The organism is Paraburkholderia sp. MM6662-R1, from assembly GCF_050436245.1.
GTDB lineage: Bacteria > Pseudomonadota > Gammaproteobacteria > Burkholderiales > Burkholderiaceae > Paraburkholderia > Paraburkholderia tuberum.
On the sequence record NZ_JBNDLV010000001.1, the window covers coordinates 2,233,439 to 2,250,991 of the forward strand.

The following is a 17,553-nucleotide window of genomic DNA, read 5'->3' on the forward strand; positions in this document are numbered from 1 at the left end:
CGACTCAAACGCCGGCCGGCTCTTTGACCGCCACCTCGCCGCGCAGCACCTTGTTCAGCTTGCTGCGATCGAGCTCCTTTTCCCAGGCCGACACGACGACCGTCGCGACACCGTTGCCGACGATGTTCGTCAGCGCGCGGCACTCGCTCATGAACCGGTCGATGCCAAGGATCAGCACCATGCCCGACAGCGGAATCGTCGGCACCACGGCCAGCGTCGCCGCGAGCGTGATGAAGCCCGCGCCGGTCACGCCGCTCGCGCCCTTCGAGGTCAGCATCGTCACCGCGAGCAGCGTCAGCTGCTGGCCCCACGTAAGGTCGGTGTTGGTCGCCTGAGCGATGAACAGCACCGCCATCGTCATGTAGATGTTGGTGCCGTCGAGGTTGAACGAGTAGCCGGTCGGCACCACGAGGCCCACCACCGAGCGCGAGCAGCCGAGCTTTTCGAGTTTCAGCATCAGCTGCGGCAGCGCGGCTTCGGACGAGCTCGTGCCGAGCACGATCAGCATCTCTTCCTTGATGTATGCGACGAAACGCAGGATGTTGAAGCCCACCGCCCGCGCGATCGCGCCGAGCACGACCACCACGAACACGATCGAGGTCAGATAGAACGTGCCGACCAGCTTGAGCATCGGCAGCAGCGAGCCGATGCCGTACTTGCCTATCGTGAAGGCCATCGCGCCGAACGCGCCGATCGGCGCGAGCTTCGTGATGATGCGCACCATGCCGAACAGGATGTGCGAGAGCCCTTCGATGAAGTTGGTCACCGGCTTGCCCTTCTCACCGGCCGTTGCGAGCACGGCGCCGAACAGCAGCGCGATCAACAGGATCTGCAGGATCTCACCCTGCGCGAACGCCGACAACAGCGTGTCCGGAATGATGTGCATGAAGAAGTCGACCGTCGACTGGCCGTGCGCCTTCGCGGCATACGACGCAACCGCGCGGCCGTCGAGCGAGGCCGGATCGACGTTGAAGCCGGCGCCGGGTCGCAGCAGGTGCGTGGCGGCGAGGCCGAGCACCAGCGCGAAGGTCGAGACGATTTCGAAGTACAACAGCGCCTTGCCGCCGACGCGTCCAACCTTCTTCATGTCCTCCATGCCGGCGATGCCCGTCACGACCGTGCAGAAGATGATCGGCCCGATCACCATCTTGATCAGCTTGATGAAGCCATCGCCGAGCGGCTTCATGTCGATGGCGAGGTTCGGGTAGAAATGCCCGAGTACGATGCCGACGATGATCGCCACGATCACCTGGACGTACAGCACTTTATGGATAGGTTTCTTCACGATGGTTCCTGCGAGGGATATGAGCTGATGACCCGCCGCGAGGCGCGACACGCGAACAAAACGTCGTCGCGCGGGCGCACGTTGGCGGACCGCTGCAAAGGCGACGAATTCAGAAATACCGGGAAGGGAAATCGGACATTTTGTCTCCTTGCTTTTTTGTCGGGCCGTGGCGGCCACGCGCTTTCTTTCGCAAGGTCGATGCCAGTTTGATTTCAGACTGGAAGCCTTGATTTTTATGGATTTTCCGGCACAGCTCGGCGCGCGCCGTCCGGGTTTCCGGAAATCAGGACGAGCGCTGTCGGGGAATCCGGAATTCGGTGCGCGCGCGTTTGCGGGGAAACCCGCAGGGGTTTGTGCGGAGCTTGCGAGCGCAACGTCACGTCAACAGATCGATCCGGTCCGTGCAGATCATGTCGACGCCCCATTCTTCGAGCAACCGCGCGCGCGCCGGATCGTTCACCGTGTAAGCGAGCACGCGCAGCCCGGCCGCGCGGATCCGCGCGACCAGCGGTTCGCTCAGATAGCGGTGACTCGCGTGCAGCGAGACGCAGTCGAGTTCGCGCACGATGCGCAGCCAGTCCGCCGGTACCTGCTCGAACAGCATGCCGCGCGGCAGCGATGGCGCGGCATCGCGCGCGGCGGCGAGCGCATCGAACGAAAACGACGACAACAGCGGCGGCGTCTGCCCTTGCCAAAGCTCGAGCGCGCCTTGGGCGACCAGTGCGCCGGTGATGACGTCGCGGCCCGGACACGGCTTGATCTCGATGTTCGCCGCGATGCCGTCGCGCGCGCAACGCTCGGCCGCGTCGGCCAGCGTCGGCAGCCGCGTGCCGGCGAACTCCGCGCCGCGCCACGCGCCGGCATCCAGAGCGGCGAGTTGCTGCCATGTGTGCGTGGCCGCCGGCCCGTGGCCGTTGGTCGTGCGATCGAGCGTGTCGTCATGCAGCAGGAACAGCGCGTTGTCGGCGGACAGCTTCGCGTCGAATTCGACCATGCGATAGCCGTAGCGCACGCAGGCGTCGAAACCGGCCAAGGTGTTTTCCGGCGCAAGCGTACCGCCGCAGCGGTGCGCGATCAGCCGCGGATAAGGCCATTGTGCGGAGGTCCCGCGATCCATCGGGGTTGCCACGTGTCGTTTCCTTGCTGATAGAAGAGCGGTCTATGAAAAAAGCCCGCACATCGGCGGGCTTTTCGTTTCTGCGGGCGTGAAGCGAGGCAACAGCGGCGAGGCGCGAGCGCGTCAGACCACGCCGGCTCCATGCGCCTGCACGTCGGCGTGATAGCTCGAACGAACCATCGCGCCCACCGCGGCGTGCGTGAAGCCCATCTTGTACGCCTCTTCCTCGTACATCTTGAAGGTGTCCGGATGCACGTAAGCGCGGACCGGCAGATGGTGCTCCGACGGCTGCAGGTACTGGCCGATCGTCAGCATGTCGACGTCGTGCTCGCGCAGATCGCGCATCACTTGCAGGATTTCCTCTTCGGTTTCGCCGAGGCCGACCATCAGGCCGGACTTGGTCGCGACGTGCGGATGCAGCGCCTTGAAGTCCTTCAGCAGCTTCAGCGAATGCGCGTAATCCGACCCCGGGCGCGCTTCCTTGTACAGACGCGGCACCGTTTCGAGGTTGTGGTTCATCACGTCGGGCGGCGCCGCATTCAGGATGCCGAGCGCGCGGTCGAGGCGGCCACGGAAGTCCGGCGTCAGGATTTCGATACGCGTTTGCGGCGACAGCTCGCGCGTCTGACGGATACATTCGACGAAGTGCGCCGCGCCACCGTCGCGCAGATCATCACGGTCGACGCTGGTGATCACCACGTACTTCAACTTCAGCGCAGCGATGGTGCGCGCGAGGTTGGCCGGTTCGTCGGCGTCGAGCGGATCGGGACGGCCGTGGCCGACGTCGCAGAACGGGCAGCGGCGCGTGCACTTGTCACCCATGATCATGAAGGTCGCGGTGCCCTTGCCGAAACATTCGCCGATGTTCGGGCAGCTCGCCTCTTCACACACCGTGTGAAGATTGTGCTCGCGAAGGATCTGCTTGATCTCGTAGAAGCGCGAATTGCCGGTGGCCGCCTTCACGCGGATCCAGTCCGGCTTCTTCAGCTTTTCGATCGGAACGACCTTGATCGGGATGCGCGCGGTCTTGGCTTGCGCTTTCTGCTTCGCGGTGGCGTCGTAGGCGGCGGGGGCCGGCACGCCTTCGGGCGCGGGGTTGGCTGCTGCGGAATTCGCGGTTACGTCAGTCATACGTTCGATCCAGTCAGGCGGTGAGCGCACCGGCCTGCGGTTGGGCGACGGCCGCGGGATTGCCGTCGAGGTTTGCGGTGAGACTTGCCGCGAGGGTACGGGCCACGTCGTCCCAGCCGGCGGCGATGCCGAGCGTCGCCATGTCGACTGTTTCGAGCCCCGCGTAGCCGCATGGATTGATCGCGAGAAACGGCCGCAGGTCCATGTTCACGTTCAGACTCACGCCGTGATAGCTGCAGCCGTTGCGGATTTTCAGGCCAAGCGCCGCGATCTTGGCGCCGGCATGGAGCCCGGCGTCGGGCCCGGGCGCCACGTAGATGCCGGGGGCGCCCGCCTTGCGTTCTCCGGCGAGATTATACGCCGCGAGGGTGTCGATCACGGCCTGCTCGATCCGGGTGACCAGCTCGCGCACCATCAGCTTGCGCCGGCGCAGGTCGAGCAGCAGATAGGCGACCACCTGGCCGGGCCCGTGATACGTGATCTGCCCGCCGCGGTCGACCTTGACGAGCGGAATGTTGCTGTCTGCCGCGAGCAGGTGCGCCGGATCGCCGGCCTGGCCGAGCGTGAAGACGGGCGGATGCTCGACGAGCCAGATTTCGTCGGCGGTGTCGGCGGTGCGGGCGTCGGTGAAGGCGCGCATCGCGTCGAAACTGGCTTCGTACGGTTCGCGGCCGAGCCAGCGCAGCATGGGCGGCTCGATGGCAGGTAGCGGAGACGGAGAGACCGGGGTGGCGCACATGATTCCGGAGTTTACCGAAATCTCGGAAACCGCGCCCGCGGCCACCAGGAACCTGCACAGCCGGGGCCGGTACGCTGCCGGCCCCGGCGTCACGCACGGCTTTTGCGCCGCGCCACCGTCAAACGGTGTGCCAGCCGCCGCGCACACGCATCATCCAGCGCTCGCCGATGCGAGCGAGCCAGTTCAGCGCGCGCTCGTCGCAGCGCGTCGGCACCGAGAACGTAACCTTCGCGAACGTGGCGCCCTCGGCGCTGAGCCAGAGCCGCTCGCCGCGCCGCAGATGCAGCGTCTGCCCGGGCTGCAGCCAGTAGTCCTTCGTATCGTCGCTGCGCGTGACCCACACCGCGCCGCCATGCACGCGCAACTTCGTGCTGCGCGCGACCTTCAGCGGCAGCGTGTCGCCGGTGCGGATTTCATATGCAATACTAGAGGAAATTTCTCGCATGAGGCCCTCGCCAAAAATCGTTTCATGACTAGAATCCTAGGTGCAGCAAGGACTTGGGCAAAACGATCAATTTTCACGTCTATGTGAGAAATATTGCGATGGACCTGCGTCAACTCCCCGCCCTGAACGCGATCAAGGCGTTCGAAGCCGCCGCCCGCCACGAAAGCTTTTCGCGCGCCGCCGACGAGTTGTTCGTCACGCACGGCGCGGTCAGCCACCAGATCCGCGCGCTCGAGGCCGAGCTCGGCGTGTCGCTGTTCGCGCGCGACGGCAAGCGCGTGCGCCTCACCGAAACCGGCCGTCGCTACGCCACCCAGGTGCGCGCCGCGTTGATGGAGCTCGCCGACGCGACTCGCGCGATCCGTGCCGGCGACCGCGAGCGGCGCCTCGTGATATCGATGCTGTCGTCGTTCGCGGCCCGCTGGGTGACGCCGCGCATCGGCAGCTTTATCGAGGCAAATCCGCAATGGGATCTCGAGTTGCTGACCACCAATGCGCTGACGGACTTCGCGCGCGACGACGTCGACGTCGCGATCCGTTTCGGCTTCGGCAAATATCCGGGGCTGCACGCCGAGCTGCTGCTCGACGAGATTTTCTTCCCCGCCTGCTCGCCCAACTTCAACGGCGGCAAGCTGCCGCAAACCCCGGCCGATCTCGCCAAAGTCCCGCTGCTGCGCTCCGACGACGAGCTATGGCGCCCATGGTTCGACGCCGCCGGCCTCACCGACTGGCCGGAGCCGAAGCGCGGCGTGCTGTATCAGGATTCGTCGAATCTGTTGCAGGCGGCCGTCGACGGCCAGGGGGTCGCGCTGACGCGCCGCTCGCTCGCGATGCACGAAATCGCGGCGGGCCGGCTCGTGCGGCTCTTTGATGTGGATGGGCCGAGCCCGTGGCAATACTATTTGGTCTGCCTGCCGCAGACGCTGGGGACCGCGCGGGTCAAGGCGTTTCGCGACTGGGTGTTCGACGAGGTGGCGCGCTTCAGGCTGCTGTTCGATCTCGCCTGCGAGGCGGGTCCCGCGGCGCGCGCGCGCCTGGCGGCGCAGGGAGTGACGGCGGACGCATTGCGCGTCGCGCCGTAAGGTGAAAAACCGCGCGGTGTTACAGCACGACCTTGACCATCGGATGGCCGGTCAGCGCGCGATAGATGTCGTCGAGATGCGCGCGGCTCGTCGCCCGCACGTGGACGGTCAGCCCCGTGTAGGTGCCGCTGCTCGACGGCCGCGTCTCGACGCGCGACGCATCGACCTCGGTATCGAACACGCGCACCACTTCGACGATCGTCGCGGCAAACTCGGGGTGCGATTTGCCCATGATCTTGATCGGGAAATCGCAGGGGAATTCAAACAGTGAGTCGTTCTCGGGATTCATTCTCTACTCCTTCTTCCGCCGCGGCGGCTTCAGCCGCCTTGGCTCGCTGATACGCCGCATACAGCTGCGCAAACACCGCGCCCGGGCGGCCCGCGCCGACCGGCGCGCCATCGAGCCGCGTGACCGGCAGCACTTCCTTGGTCGCCGAGCTGACGATGATTTCATCGGCCGCGCGCACTTCAGCTTCGGTGATGTCGCGCGCTTCGAAGCGGATACCGCATTCGGCCGTCAGCTCCTCGATGAGCCCATAGCGGATCCCTTCGAGAATCCTGTTGCTGCGCGGCGGCGCGGCCAGCACGCCATCCTTCACGATCCACACGTTCGACGACGACCCTTCGGTCAGCAAACCATCGCGGAACTGCAGCGTCTCGAAGGCGTCGTTTTCGGCCGCGTATTGCGCCATCAGCACGTTGCCGAGCAGCGACACCGACTTGATGTCGCAATTGAGCCAGCGACGATCCTCGGCGCTCACGCACGGGACACCGCTTGCGCGCTGCGCGGCGGCGGGCAGGTTCAGCGCGGTGACCATCACGAACACGGTCGGCTTCACGCCGGCCGGAAATGCGTGAGCGCGCTTCGCCACGCCACGCGTGACCTGGATGTATGCGATCGCGTCCTGATCGGCACGCAAGCCGCCGTCCGTTTCGTTGGCCTCGGCCACGCGTCCGATCAGCTCGCGCCAGCCAGCGTCGTCGAGCGGATTGGCGATGCCGATCTTGCCGACCGAGCGCGCGAGACGCGCCAGATGCTGCTTCAGACGAAACGCGGTGCGCCGTCCGCTCGCGTGCGCGTACAACGGCGCCACTTCGTAAATGCCGTCGCCGAAAATGAAGCCGCGGTCGAGCACCGGCACGCGCGCTTCGGACAACGGCACCAGTTCGCCGTTCAGATGAACGATCGGGTCCGGCGAAACCTCGGAGACAACGGTCATTGCGACGTAGCCCTTACTTTTTCTTGTTGAACATCAGCATCAGCGAATCCCACACGCGGCCCACCACACCGGCTTGCTGCACCGGCTGCAGCGCGACCACCGGGAATTGCGCGAGCACCTTGCCGTCGGCGACGAGCTTGGCGGTGCCGATCTGCTGGCCGTTGGCGATCGGCGCGACGAGCGGATCGTTGAGTTCGATCTGCGGCTTCGCCTTGTCGGCGGCGCCCTTCGGCAGCGTGATGTACTGGTCGCTTTTCACGCCGACCTGCACGCTGTCCTGCGAACCCTTGTAGACGCGCGGCGTGGCGACGACCTGGTTCGCCTTGTACAGACGCGTCGTGTCGTAGGCGGTGTAGCCGTAGTTCAGCATCTTCAGGCTGTCCTGCACGCGGTCGTGCTCCTTGGTCTCGCCCATCATCACCGAGACGAGACGGCGCGACGCGTCGGTCGTGCCCGGCAGCGGACGCTTCGCGCTCGCGATCAGGCAGTAGCCGGCCGCTTGCGTGTGACCGGTCTTCAGACCGTCGACGGTCGGCTCGATCCACAGCAGACGGTTGCGGTTCGGCTGCTTGATCTTGTTGTACGTGAATTCCTTGACCGAGAAGATGTTGTAGTACTCGGGATAGTCGCGAATCAGGCGGGCCGACAGGATCGCGAGATCGCCCGCGGTCGTGTAGTGCTGCGGGTCGGGCATGCCGTTCACGTCGGCGAAATGCGTGTGCGTCATGCCGAGCTTTTGCGCCTCCTTGTTCATCATGTCGACGAACTGCGCCTCGCTGCCGCCCACCAGTTCGGCGAGCGCAATTGCCGCGTCGTTGCCCGACTGCACGATCATGCCGTACACGAGGTCATGCACGGTCACCGGCTTGAGCGCCTCGATGAACATGCGCGATTCGTCGTTGCGCACGCGCCGCACGGCTTCGCTCGGCTCGATGCTCTGATCCATCGTGATCTTCTTCGTGTCGAGCGCCTCGAACACGAGATACGCGGTCATCAGCTTGGTCAGCGACGCCGGCTCGACGCGCTCGTCGGCATTGGCGGACGCGAGCACCTGGTTGCTGGTCGCGTCGACGAGCACCCACGAGCGCGCGTTGACGCCCGGCGGCGGCACCTGCGCGAACGCGGTGCCGGCGACGAGCGTGGCCGGCAGCACGAGGCCGACGGCGACGGCGCGATTGAGCGAAGCGGGAACGAAAGAAGCGAGTGACGGGAATGACGTGCGGCCAGAGGAGGAGAAACGCATAGGGTCGATTCGTGCAGAAAAATTCGTTGCGCGACAGCGCGCGGAGTTGGGGGAGCCGGTCGGCGGGGCATCTGGCCGTAAAACGGCGGGCGCCCGTTGGACTGACGGCGACGCAATCGGTTCGCGAGCGCAGCGCTGCGCACCCGGCCGCGCCCTCCCGCGAAATGATTCCGCGGCGCGCGATTCTGCCGGCTGGGCGGCGCTGTGCCCAAAAAAAGAGCGCCCATTATACGCGCGCTACCTGGTCAGCTTCGCGCGCGTGTCGTCGATTTGCACACGTTTGCGCGCACCTGTCCCCCGCAAAATGCGCGTCGCGCGTTTTCAGCGCCAGGCGTCGACGATGATCCGCTTCAGGATGTGAAGCTTGCGATGCAGAAAGTGCTCGGCGCCCGGAATCACGACGACCGGCAGTTCCTGCGGCCGCGCCCAGTCGAACACGGACTGGACGGGGACGGTCTCGTCGACTTCGCCGTGGATCACGAGTGTGCTTTCGGGCACGGGTGCGACGTCCCAGCGGCTCGCCGCGGTACCGACGAACACGATGCGCTCGATTTCCCGGCCTTCATCGCGCAGCTTCGCCGCGACGTGCGACAGCACCACGGTGCCGAACGAAAAACCCGCCAATACGAGCGGCAGATCGCCGTAGTCCGGATCTGCGCGCATGTGCTCGAGCACCGCGCGCAGATCGTCGCGCTCGCCGACGCCCGCGTCGTGCTCGCCCTGGGTCTGGCCGACGCCGCGGAAATTCGACCGGTAAGTGACGTAGTTCAGCTGCACGAGCGTGCGCGCGAGGGTCTGCGCGACCTTGTTGTCCATCGTGCCGCCAAACAGCGGATGCGGATGCGCGACGAGCGCGATGCCGCGTGGCGCGGCGCCTTTTTCGCGCACGCCGTCGGGCAGGTCCAGCGCGACCTCGATCTTGCCGACCGGGCCGTCGATCAGATACTTCTTCGTGTTGACGTTCATCGGGATGGATCGTTTTGTCGTTCGCGTTATTGATCGATCTTCAGACGCTCGACGATCTTGCCGTTCGCAAGATGCGATTCGACGATCTCGTCGATGTCGCTCTCGTCGACGTAGGTGTACCAGACCGCCTCGGGATACACGACGAGCGTCGGGCCCAGTTCGCAGCGATCGAGGCAGCCGGCCTTGTTGATGCGCACCTGGCCGGGCCCGGCGAGGCCGAGTTGCTTCACGCGTTGTTTCGCGTATTCCTGCATCGCCTGTGCGTTGCAGTTCGCGCAACTCGGACGCTCGGCGCCGGGGTCGCGTTGATTCAGACAGAAGAAAACGTGGTGCTTGTAGAAGGAATCCATGATGTTCGGGAGGCGAGCCTGAAAGGAAGTGCAATGGCGGTGCGGACGATTATAGCGACCGGGCTGTGCAGGCGTCGGGACCTGGCGGCCGGCGCGCAAGCACGTCACGCCCGCCTCGCGCGCCGCTTGAGCCACGCCCGCTCGACCGCGAACGCGAGCCACACCAGCGCCGCATAGGGCCATATCCATGCGAGCCAGCGCGCGAGCCCGTTGAAATGCAGATAGCGTCCCTGCCGCCAGTCGGCGAGCACGGCGTCGAAATACGGGTTCACCGGCAGCAGATTGACGAACACGAGTGCGACGACCAGCGCGACCCCGGCGAGCGTCGCACGCAACCGCCGCCGCAGCGGCAGCGCGACGAGCGCCGCGACGGTGCCGCACACGAGTCCGATTAGCGCGCCGGGCGTCGCCCAGTCGAACGCGAGGCCCGATTGCGATTGCAGGAACGTCGCGCCGGCCTTCACGCACAAGGTCGCGACGATGAACACGAACAGCAGGCGCACGCGAGGCGCATGACGGCGCGCCGGCAGCGATGCAAGCGCGAGCGCCGCGAACAGGTTTAGCGCCGTGATCAGCGCTTCCCATGTGTCGTCGTCCAGCCACGCGGCGGCCGCCGCCGGCCATGCGCCGACATGCCACGCGGACGGCGTCCACGCGAGCAGCGCGTCCTGGGTGGCCGGATCGACGCTCAGCCACAGCGCGCGCGGCCAGTTGCCGAGACCGAACAGACGCGGCGACGGATACATCGTCGCAAACGGCCACGCGGCGACGAGGCACGCGAGCGTCGCATGGCCGCGCTCGAACCACAGCAACCGCAAACGCCTGAGCAGGCCGCGGTCGAGCAGCGCGCCGGTCAACGGCGACATCACCGCCGCGCCGACGAGCGCGCCCAGCGTGTTGGCGGCGAGATCGAGATTGGAGGCGACGCGTGTCGGCAGATAGGTCTGCACGGCTTCCATCGTGCCTGACAGCAGACCGCCCAACACGAACGCGAGCGCGACGGCCAGCGTGCCGCGCCAACGCGGGTACACCGCGAGCACCACCAGCGCGCCGAACGGCATATAGCCGAGCACGTTGGTGACGACGTCGAACGCCGTCAGGTACTGCGGCATCGGATCGAACAGATAGGCGAACGGCGTGATGCCGAGCGAGCGCCAGCCCGAGAACGGATACCACGACCCGTAGACGATCAGCGCCGTGTAAAGCAGCAGCGCCTGACGGGCCAGCGTCGACGGGCGGCGCAGCCAGGGGCGTTCGCTCATGCAGCGCTCCGTTGCGTGCGCGGCCCGCCCGTCATTGCGCGGCGACCAGCGCCTGCGAGCCGAGCCACGTGGTGATCTGCGCAACGAGGTCGTCGCTGGCCGCGGCGAGCGCCCGCGCGCCGCCGGCCGCATCCGCCGAATGCGCGGGCGCGTGCGCGACGAAGGTCTGCTGGCCGATCACCTTGCCGCCCTGCATCAGCGTCGCGCGCGCGGTGATCGCGCCGTGGCTGTCCGTCTGGCTGTCGAACACCTGCTCGAACTCGGTCAGATCGACCCGCAGCACCGGCGCGGTCACGCCGTCCGCGCCCGTCAGCACGGTGCCGCGCTCGCTCAGCGCATTGCGCAGGCGCTGCGTCAGCAGTTGCGACGGCATCATCGTCCAGTGGCTGTTGGCGTAGGCGGCCGTCTGCTGCGCGTCGGCGTAGCTCAGCCGATAAGTCATCCGGTCGGATTCGAGCACGGACGGCGCGCTGACCTCCAGCACCTTGACGGCCGGCAGCCGGCTCGCCGCGACGGCCTGCGGCGGTGGTCCGAAGTCGTAGCGGATGTCCGACACCACTGCGGACGTGCCCGCGCAGCCCGCCGCCAGCACGCCGAACGCAAGCAGCGCCGCGAGCGCGGCGCGCGCGGACAACAGTCGGTGAATCGAGCGTGACATGGGCATCTTCCTCTGTTCTAGCCTGCGGATTCAGTGAGCTGCGGGCGCGGTAGCGGCGGGCCACGCGAAGCCGGCCTCGCCCGGACCCGGCGCCGGGCGCGGCGCGCCGAACAGAACGCTGCGCGGATTGGTGTTGAAGGTGTCGGCGGCGCGGTCGATCGATTGCGCCGCCGCGCGCACGTCCTCGGTCAGCGAATTGACGCGCGGCAGCGTCTCGTAGCCGACCCGCGCGGACAGGTCCTGCAGCGACATGTTCATCTGCGCGAGCGCATCGCCCGCCTGCTGCGCGGCCGTGCCGACCTTGTCCAGATTGCGCTCGAGGGGCCCGTCCGGACGGTTCAGGTTCGTGATCATCTGGTTGGTCGACGCGAGCGTGTGGTTCAGTTGGTCGACCGTGCCGGGCAGCTTGCTGGCGACGGGCGCCATCTCACGAGTCAGCGTCGCGACGCCCGAGGCCGCCTGCGCGATGCTCGCCGCGGTGTCGTGCAGCTGCGCGACCATTTCCGGCGAGAGCATGTTGTTCACGTTGTCGGTGACTTTTTCGAGCTTGCGCAGCAGCACGTCGCCGCGTCGCTGCAACTGGTCGAACAGACCCGGGCGCATCGGCAATTGTGCGACCTTTTGGGCTGACGACGGCAGCGGCGTCAGATCGCGCCCGGTATCGTCGAGCTGGATGAACGCGAGGCCGGTCACGCCCTGCAAGCCGAGGCTGCCGAACGTCGAATGCGTGATCGGCGCGTGCTCGTCGACCATGATGCGGATCAGGATCTCCCCCGGATGTTTCGGATCGAACTTGATCGACTGCACACGGCCGACGTCGAGCCCGCGAAAGCGCACCGCCGCGTCCGCAAAGAGGCCGTTCACGCTGGTGCGCGCGATCAGGTCGTACGGCACCCGCACGGTGCGGTCGACGTTGAACAGATACGCCGCCAGCGCGATCGCCGCCGTCAGCACGACCGTGAAGAGCCCGGCCCAGAACGCATGCGCTTTGTTTTCCATTGTCAGTTTCCCTGGTTCATAGCGGCCCGGTTCATGGCGGCCCGCCTCACAGCGGCAACTCGGACGACGCCGGCTCGAGCGCCGCCTGCGGCAGCTTCGCGCGGCGCTCCGGCGGCAGCGCCTGCAGCGCGCGGCGCCCGCGCAGGCCGAGGAAATATTCGTGGATGAACGGATGGTCGACGCCCGCGGCCTCCTCGACCGGCGCGTTGACGAGCACTTTGCGATCGGCCAGCACGGCCACGCGTGTCGACAGTGCGACCATCGTATCGAGATCGTGCGTGATCATCACGACCGTCAGACCGAGCGCGCGATGCAGCCCTGAGATCAGCTCGACGAATTCGTCGGACGCCTCCGGGTCGAGGCCGGCGGTCGGTTCGTCGAGGAACAGCAGTTCGGGTTCGAGCGCGATCGCGCGCGCGATGCCAACCCGCTTGATCATGCCGCCCGACAGCGCCGATGGCATCTTCGACGCGTGCTTGCACGGCAGCCCGACCATTTCGAGCTTCAGCATCACGATGTCGCGCAGCAGGTCTTCGGGCACCTTGCCGAGTTCGCGCACCGGTTGCGCGACGTTGTCGAACACCGACAGCGACGAGAACAGCGCGCCGCGCTGGAACAGCATGCCCGAGCGGCTGCGCATCAGCAGCGCGGTGTCGGGCGAGATCGTTGCGAGGTCTTCGCCGAACAGCTTGATCGTGCCCCTGGACGGGCGCTCGAGGCCGAGAATCTGCCGCACCAGCGTGGTCTTGCCCGAACCCGAGCCGCCGACGATCGACACGATCTCGCCGCGCCGCACCTCGAGGCTCAGATGCTGATGCACGATGTTGCGGCCGTAGCGCTTGGTGATGTCGATCACCTCGATCACCGGCTCGGCGATTGACGGTACGGGTTGGCCGCGTACGGCTTCGGTGAGTGGCGCGATCATCCTAGCCCCACGTTTTGAAAAAGGATCGCGAACACCGCGTCCGCGAGAATCACGATGGTGATCGACGTGACCACCGAGGTCGTCGTGCCTTCGCCGAGACTCTGCGAATTGGCTTTGATACGGAAGCCGAAATGACAGCCGGCGATCGCGATCAGCATGCCGAATACCGCGCCCTTGCCAAGCCCGATCCACAGGTTCGCGATCGGCACGACGTTCGGCAGCTGGCGCGCGAAGAAGCTCATGTCGATGCCGAGCACGAGCTTCGCGGCGAGCGCGCCGCCCGTCAACGAGATCACGTTGGTCCACATCACGAGCAGCGGCATCGCGACGGCCAGTGCGATCACGCGCGGCAGGATCAGCCGCAGGCCGTGCGGGATGCCCATTACGCGCATCGCGTCGAGCTCCTCGGTCACGCGCATCACGCCGATCTGCGCGGTGATCGCCGAGCCCGAGCGGCCCGCCACCAGAATCGCCGACAGCACCGGGCCGAGTTCGCGAATCACCGCGAGGCCGAGAATATTGACGATGAACTGGTTCGCGCCAAACATGCGCAATTGCTGTGCCGACAGATAGCTCAACACGATGCCGATCAGGAACGCGACCAGCGCGGTGATCGGCAGCGCGCGAGCGCCGGCGTTGTAAATGTTCGCGGAGATTTCGGTCCACGGCGTGAGTTTCGGCTTGCGCACGATCGCGAGCAGATCGAGCACGAAGCGCCCGAGCATCGCGACGCCGCCCTGCATGTGCTCGACGAACGAGAAGAGCCCGAGGCCGAGACGCGTAAAGGGATCGAGGCGCGTGACCGGCTCGGCGCTCTCGCGCACCGTGTCGAGCAGCGCGATGCGCTCGAAGATGTCGCGCTGCGTGTCCGTGAGCGCGGTGCCCGGCGGCATCTTGCGGCCCCACACGCGCCACAGCGCCTGGCCGCCGACGTGGTCCATCCTGTCGACGCGCGACAGGTCCCACTCGCCGATGCCCTGCGCGCCGGTCAGCGAACGCAGTTCCGGAATCACGTGCCCGGTGTCGCGATCGCGCGCGAGCGCGAGCGCCGTCCACTGGCCCGAGAGACGGACGATCTTGCCTTGGCTGCCGGCCGCGACTTCAAGGCCGGGCGGAGTGTCATTGTTCAAGGATCGCGTGAATCTGGTTATCGGATTAGCGGCCATTGTAACGAAGGCTCGGCCGCCGGTCCGCACTGATGCACATCGATCGGCGTCGCCGTTCACCGCTGCGCATTCGAGTCCCGGGCGGGTTCGCTGTGGCTACAATATGGGACATGAATGCCTCCAAGACTCCCGCCTCCCCGTCCGCAGCGACAAGCGCGGCACCAGCCTCGTCGTCGGCTTCGACCGACTGGCGCATCGATCGCGAACGCGCGGTCAAGCTGTTCGGCGCACATGCGCATGACTGGCCGATCGAAATCGTCGAAGAAACCGGCTCGACCAACGCCGACTTGATGACCCACGTGAAAGCCCTGCCGCGCCGCGCGAACGCGCTGCCGCGGCCGATCGTGCGCGTCGCGTATCTGCAGACCGCTGGGCGCGGCCGCCGTGGGCGGCCGTGGTACGCGGAGCCCGGCAACGCGCTGCTGTTTTCGGTCGCGTGCGTCTTGCCGCGACCGCTCGAAGGGCTCGGGGGCTTGAGTCTTGCGGTGGGCGTCGCGCTCGTCGACGGGCTGCGCTCGCTGCCGGTCGCGGGTCCCGGACAGATCGCGCTGAAGTGGCCGAACGACGTGCTGCTCGAAGGCGACAAGCTCGCCGGCATCCTGATCGAAACCGCGTGGAGCACCGACGACGCGAGCGCGGTCGTGATCGGCATCGGCACCAACGTGAAAGGCGCCGACGAACTCGCGGCGAAGGTGGGCGCGCTGAACGCCGAGGTACCGCCGCAGGCGCTCGGCACCGTGCCGACCGCGTTGCAACGGGCGCTGCCGAACGCGAATCTGACCGATACGCTGGCAGCCGAATTGAACGCGCTCGAACCGATGCTGCAGCGCTTCGGCGCCGAAGGCTTCGCGCCGTTCCAGCCGCGCTGGAACGCGGTGCATGCTTACGCGGGCCGCGAGGTCGTGCTGCTCGAACAAGGCCAGGAGCTCGCGCGCGGCGTGGCGGCGGGCGTTGACGAGCGTGGCCAGTTGCTGCTCGATACGGCTGAGGGCCGCCAGAGCATCGCGACCGGCGACGTGTCGCTGCGCCTCGCCCACGGTGTCGCATGAGTCAGCGCGCGCCATATCTGCTGATCGACGCGGGCAATAGCCGGATCAAGTGGGCGCTGGTGCAGCCCGATGGGACGCAGTTGGCGAGCGGCGCGCTCGCGCATGACGACCTTGCCGGGCCACGCGCGCGGTCGGGTGCGCAACCCAGTTGGACTGACTGGCCGGCGCCATGCGGCGCGTGGCTCTCCAACGTCGCGGGCGCGGAGGTCGCGACGCACATCGCGGCGCTCGTCGACGCGCACTGGCCGCGACTGCCGCTCGCGACGATCCGCGCAAGTGCTCGTCGATGCGGCGTGACCAATTGCTACACGACACCGGACTCGCTCGGCAGCGACCGCTGGGCCGGCATGATCGGCGCGCACGCGACCTTTCCCGGCGAGCATCTGCTGCTCGCGACCTTCGGCACCGCGACGACGCTCGAGGCCTTGCGCGCCGATGGCGCGTTTATCGGCGGATTGATTGCGCCGGGCTGGACGCTGATGATGCGCTCGCTCGGTGAGCACACCGCGCAACTGCCGACGCTCGACGCCGCGCACGCGCGCGGCCTGCTCGACGCCGCCGATACCACCGGCGCGGTCCGTCGCGGTCCGTTCTTCGCAACGGATACGCCGCGCTCGCTGTCGGCGGGCTGCACGCTGGCGCAGGCCGGATTGATCGAGCGGATGTGGCGGGACCTGCAGGATGAGTGGCAGGTGCCGGTGCGTCTCGTAGTCAGCGGCGGCGCCGCCGACGAAGTGGCGAGCGCCCTGAAAGTGCCGCATACTCGCCACGATTCGCTGGTGCTGTCAGGGCTTGCGCTGATCGCAGCCGAGGATACGGCGCGGCAAAGCGGCTGATTGCCTGCCGTGGCTAACGTTCGATTCACGACCGGGTCGCGCGTGATGTACGTGTAGAACGTGCGCCTGAGTTGCGCGCAATTCGCCGCCCATTTTCCGAACCCGAGTTTCTCCCGCACGCCCCAGGCTCAACTTCTTTCTGAATTGGAAACACCCACAATGCTTCGCTGGCCGATCGCCATTCTGATTGTTGTCAACGTGCTGGCTTTCGTCGCGCTGCTTGGCGCCTTCGGCCCCACACCCACCGCCAGCGGACGCGAGCCGAATCATCTGAATCGCCAGATTCATCCGGACTGGCTGAAGGTGCGGCCGGTCAGCGCCGCCGACGCGGCCGACCAGGCGGTGGTCGGCGGACCCGCGCCGCAGGCGCCGATTTCGACATCGGAGTTGCCGCAGTAATCAGGTGAGCGACGCGATCGGTTAGAAGTTCAGCAGTGCGCCGCGCGTTTTGCGGTAATGGGCGGCATCAACCCTGCGTCCGCACCTTCTTCAACAGCGCGCTCGTCGAGCGATCGTGCTCGAACGCAATCGCGAGCGCCTTGCCGCCCCAACCGCGCACGAGCACCGATTCGGGCAGCGCGTCCATGTCGTAGTCGCCGCCCTTCACGAGCACGTCCGGGCGCAGCGCGGAAATCAGCTCGACCGGCGTCTTCTCGCCGAAGCCCACCACGTAATCGACGCTTTCCAGCGCCGCTAGCAAAGCCATGCGGTCGGCCTCGTTGTTGATCGGCCGGTCGTCGCCTTTGCCGAGCATCCGCACCGACGCGTCGCTATTGACACCAACGATCAGGCACGCGCCCAGCGCCTTTGCGTCGGCCAGATAGGTCACGTGACCACGATGCAGGATATCGAACACGCCGTTCGTAAACACGACGGGCGCGCGCAGCGAAGGACGAAGCTTCACCAGGGCATCGCGCGTCAGAATCTTGCGTTCAAAGATGGCGGTCATCGCACGGTCACAGAGTTGGGGAATCTGGGAGTTGGGGAGTTACGGGAACAGGAATGCCAGGTGCCGTCACGATACACGGTGGACGGCCCGAAGCAAAACGGTCCGGCAAGCTCACGCTTGCCGGACCGCCG

The 17,553-nt window shown here is 66.6% G+C and carries 20 protein-coding genes; 4 read left to right on the top strand and 16 right to left on the bottom strand.

Annotated features, from left to right (window positions below; genetic code table 11):
• Positions 1-4 precede the first annotated feature (4 nt).
• The 5 genes from OKW39_RS10535 to OKW39_RS10555 form a co-directional block, all read right to left on the bottom strand.
• Positions 5-1,285: a dicarboxylate/amino acid:cation symporter gene (locus OKW39_RS10535; protein ID WP_184062578.1), complete on the bottom strand. Its 1,281-nt coding sequence runs from the start codon at positions 1,283-1,285 to the stop codon at positions 5-7.
• 376 nt (positions 1,286-1,661) lie between these two features.
• Positions 1,662-2,414 (bottom strand): glycerophosphodiester phosphodiesterase, encoded by a 753-nt coding sequence (gene ugpQ / locus OKW39_RS10540; protein ID WP_429562609.1) that lies wholly within the window; start codon positions 2,412-2,414, stop codon positions 1,662-1,664.
• Positions 2,415-2,525: 111 nt separating this feature from the next.
• The gene (lipA, locus tag OKW39_RS10545; RefSeq protein WP_429562610.1) at positions 2,526-3,533 is read right to left on the bottom strand and encodes a lipoyl synthase; all 1,008 of its coding nucleotides are present in this window, start codon (positions 3,531-3,533) and stop codon (positions 2,526-2,528) included.
• 13 nt (positions 3,534-3,546) lie between these two features.
• Positions 3,547-4,272, bottom strand: a complete 726-nt coding sequence (lipB, locus tag OKW39_RS10550; protein WP_090802840.1) for a lipoyl(octanoyl) transferase LipB — start codon at positions 4,270-4,272, stop codon at positions 3,547-3,549.
• A gap of 118 nt (positions 4,273-4,390) precedes the next feature.
• Complete coding sequence (locus OKW39_RS10555; RefSeq protein ID WP_090802839.1) at positions 4,391-4,717, bottom strand: DUF2917 domain-containing protein; 327 nt, start codon at positions 4,715-4,717, stop codon at positions 4,391-4,393.
• Between the two features lie 98 nt (positions 4,718-4,815).
• Between OKW39_RS10555 and OKW39_RS10560 the strand changes: the two genes are divergently transcribed.
• Positions 4,816-5,799 carry a transcriptional regulator GcvA gene (locus tag OKW39_RS10560; RefSeq protein WP_429335681.1) on the top strand — a complete coding sequence of 328 codons (984 nt, stop codon included), beginning with the start codon at positions 4,816-4,818 and terminating at the stop codon, positions 5,797-5,799.
• 19 nt (positions 5,800-5,818) lie between these two features.
• On the opposite strand, the gene OKW39_RS10565 is transcribed toward OKW39_RS10560, so the two are convergent.
• The 10 genes from OKW39_RS10565 to OKW39_RS10610 form a co-directional block, all read right to left on the bottom strand.
• Positions 5,819-6,088, bottom strand: coding sequence for a DUF493 family protein (locus OKW39_RS10565; RefSeq protein WP_018419275.1), 270 nt, complete (start codon positions 6,086-6,088; stop codon positions 5,819-5,821).
• Positions 6,060-7,019 carry a D-amino acid aminotransferase gene (locus tag OKW39_RS10570; protein WP_429562611.1) on the bottom strand — a complete coding sequence of 320 codons (960 nt, stop codon included), beginning with the start codon at positions 7,017-7,019 and terminating at the stop codon, positions 6,060-6,062. Before OKW39_RS10570 ends, OKW39_RS10565 begins: the two co-directional genes overlap by 29 nt.
• A gap of 13 nt (positions 7,020-7,032) precedes the next feature.
• Positions 7,033-8,262 (bottom strand): D-alanyl-D-alanine carboxypeptidase family protein, encoded by a 1,230-nt coding sequence (locus OKW39_RS10575; RefSeq protein WP_429562612.1) that lies wholly within the window; start codon positions 8,260-8,262, stop codon positions 7,033-7,035.
• A gap of 321 nt (positions 8,263-8,583) precedes the next feature.
• Positions 8,584-9,228: an alpha/beta hydrolase gene (locus OKW39_RS10580; RefSeq protein WP_090802833.1), complete on the bottom strand. Its 645-nt coding sequence runs from the start codon at positions 9,226-9,228 to the stop codon at positions 8,584-8,586.
• 26 nt (positions 9,229-9,254) lie between these two features.
• Positions 9,255-9,578, bottom strand: coding sequence for a (2Fe-2S) ferredoxin domain-containing protein (locus tag OKW39_RS10585; protein WP_090802831.1), 324 nt, complete (start codon positions 9,576-9,578; stop codon positions 9,255-9,257).
• Between the two features lie 104 nt (positions 9,579-9,682).
• Entirely contained in the window at positions 9,683-10,840 is a 1,158-nt protein-coding gene (locus tag OKW39_RS10590) for a VanZ family protein (RefSeq protein ID WP_090802829.1), read from the bottom strand.
• Between the two features lie 31 nt (positions 10,841-10,871).
• On the bottom strand, positions 10,872-11,498 hold the full coding sequence (locus tag OKW39_RS10595) for an ABC-type transport auxiliary lipoprotein family protein (RefSeq protein ID WP_090802827.1): 627 nt from the start codon (positions 11,496-11,498) through the stop codon (positions 10,872-10,874).
• Between the two features lie 30 nt (positions 11,499-11,528).
• Positions 11,529-12,497, bottom strand: a complete 969-nt coding sequence (locus OKW39_RS10600; protein WP_429562613.1) for an MlaD family protein — start codon at positions 12,495-12,497, stop codon at positions 11,529-11,531.
• A 46-nt stretch (positions 12,498-12,543) separates the two neighbouring features.
• Positions 12,544-13,422, bottom strand: coding sequence for an ABC transporter ATP-binding protein (locus OKW39_RS10605; protein WP_090802824.1), 879 nt, complete (start codon positions 13,420-13,422; stop codon positions 12,544-12,546).
• Positions 13,419-14,552, bottom strand: coding sequence for an MlaE family ABC transporter permease (locus OKW39_RS10610; RefSeq protein WP_090802823.1), 1,134 nt, complete (start codon positions 14,550-14,552; stop codon positions 13,419-13,421). The genes OKW39_RS10605 and OKW39_RS10610 overlap by 4 nt, the downstream gene beginning before the upstream one ends.
• 146 nt (positions 14,553-14,698) lie before the next feature.
• Here OKW39_RS10610 and OKW39_RS10615 point away from each other — a divergent pair, with 146 nt between their 5' ends.
• The 3 genes from OKW39_RS10615 (at position 14,699) to OKW39_RS10625 (ending at position 16,872) form a co-directional block, all read left to right on the top strand.
• Positions 14,699-15,637 carry a biotin--[acetyl-CoA-carboxylase] ligase gene (locus OKW39_RS10615; RefSeq protein WP_429562614.1) on the top strand — a complete coding sequence of 313 codons (939 nt, stop codon included), beginning with the start codon at positions 14,699-14,701 and terminating at the stop codon, positions 15,635-15,637.
• Positions 15,634-16,473 (top strand): type III pantothenate kinase, encoded by an 840-nt coding sequence (locus OKW39_RS10620; RefSeq protein ID WP_429562615.1) that lies wholly within the window; start codon positions 15,634-15,636, stop codon positions 16,471-16,473. The genes OKW39_RS10615 and OKW39_RS10620 overlap by 4 nt, the downstream gene beginning before the upstream one ends.
• A 159-nt stretch (positions 16,474-16,632) precedes the next feature.
• Positions 16,633-16,872 (top strand): hypothetical protein, encoded by a 240-nt coding sequence (locus tag OKW39_RS10625; RefSeq protein ID WP_090802818.1) that lies wholly within the window; start codon positions 16,633-16,635, stop codon positions 16,870-16,872.
• Positions 16,873-16,939: 67 nt separating this feature from the next.
• Here the strand turns inward: OKW39_RS10625 and rfaE2 are convergent, their stop codons facing one another.
• Positions 16,940-17,422, bottom strand: a complete 483-nt coding sequence (gene rfaE2, locus OKW39_RS10630; RefSeq protein WP_090802816.1) for a D-glycero-beta-D-manno-heptose 1-phosphate adenylyltransferase — start codon at positions 17,420-17,422, stop codon at positions 16,940-16,942.
• Between the last annotated feature and the right edge of the window lie 131 nt (positions 17,423-17,553).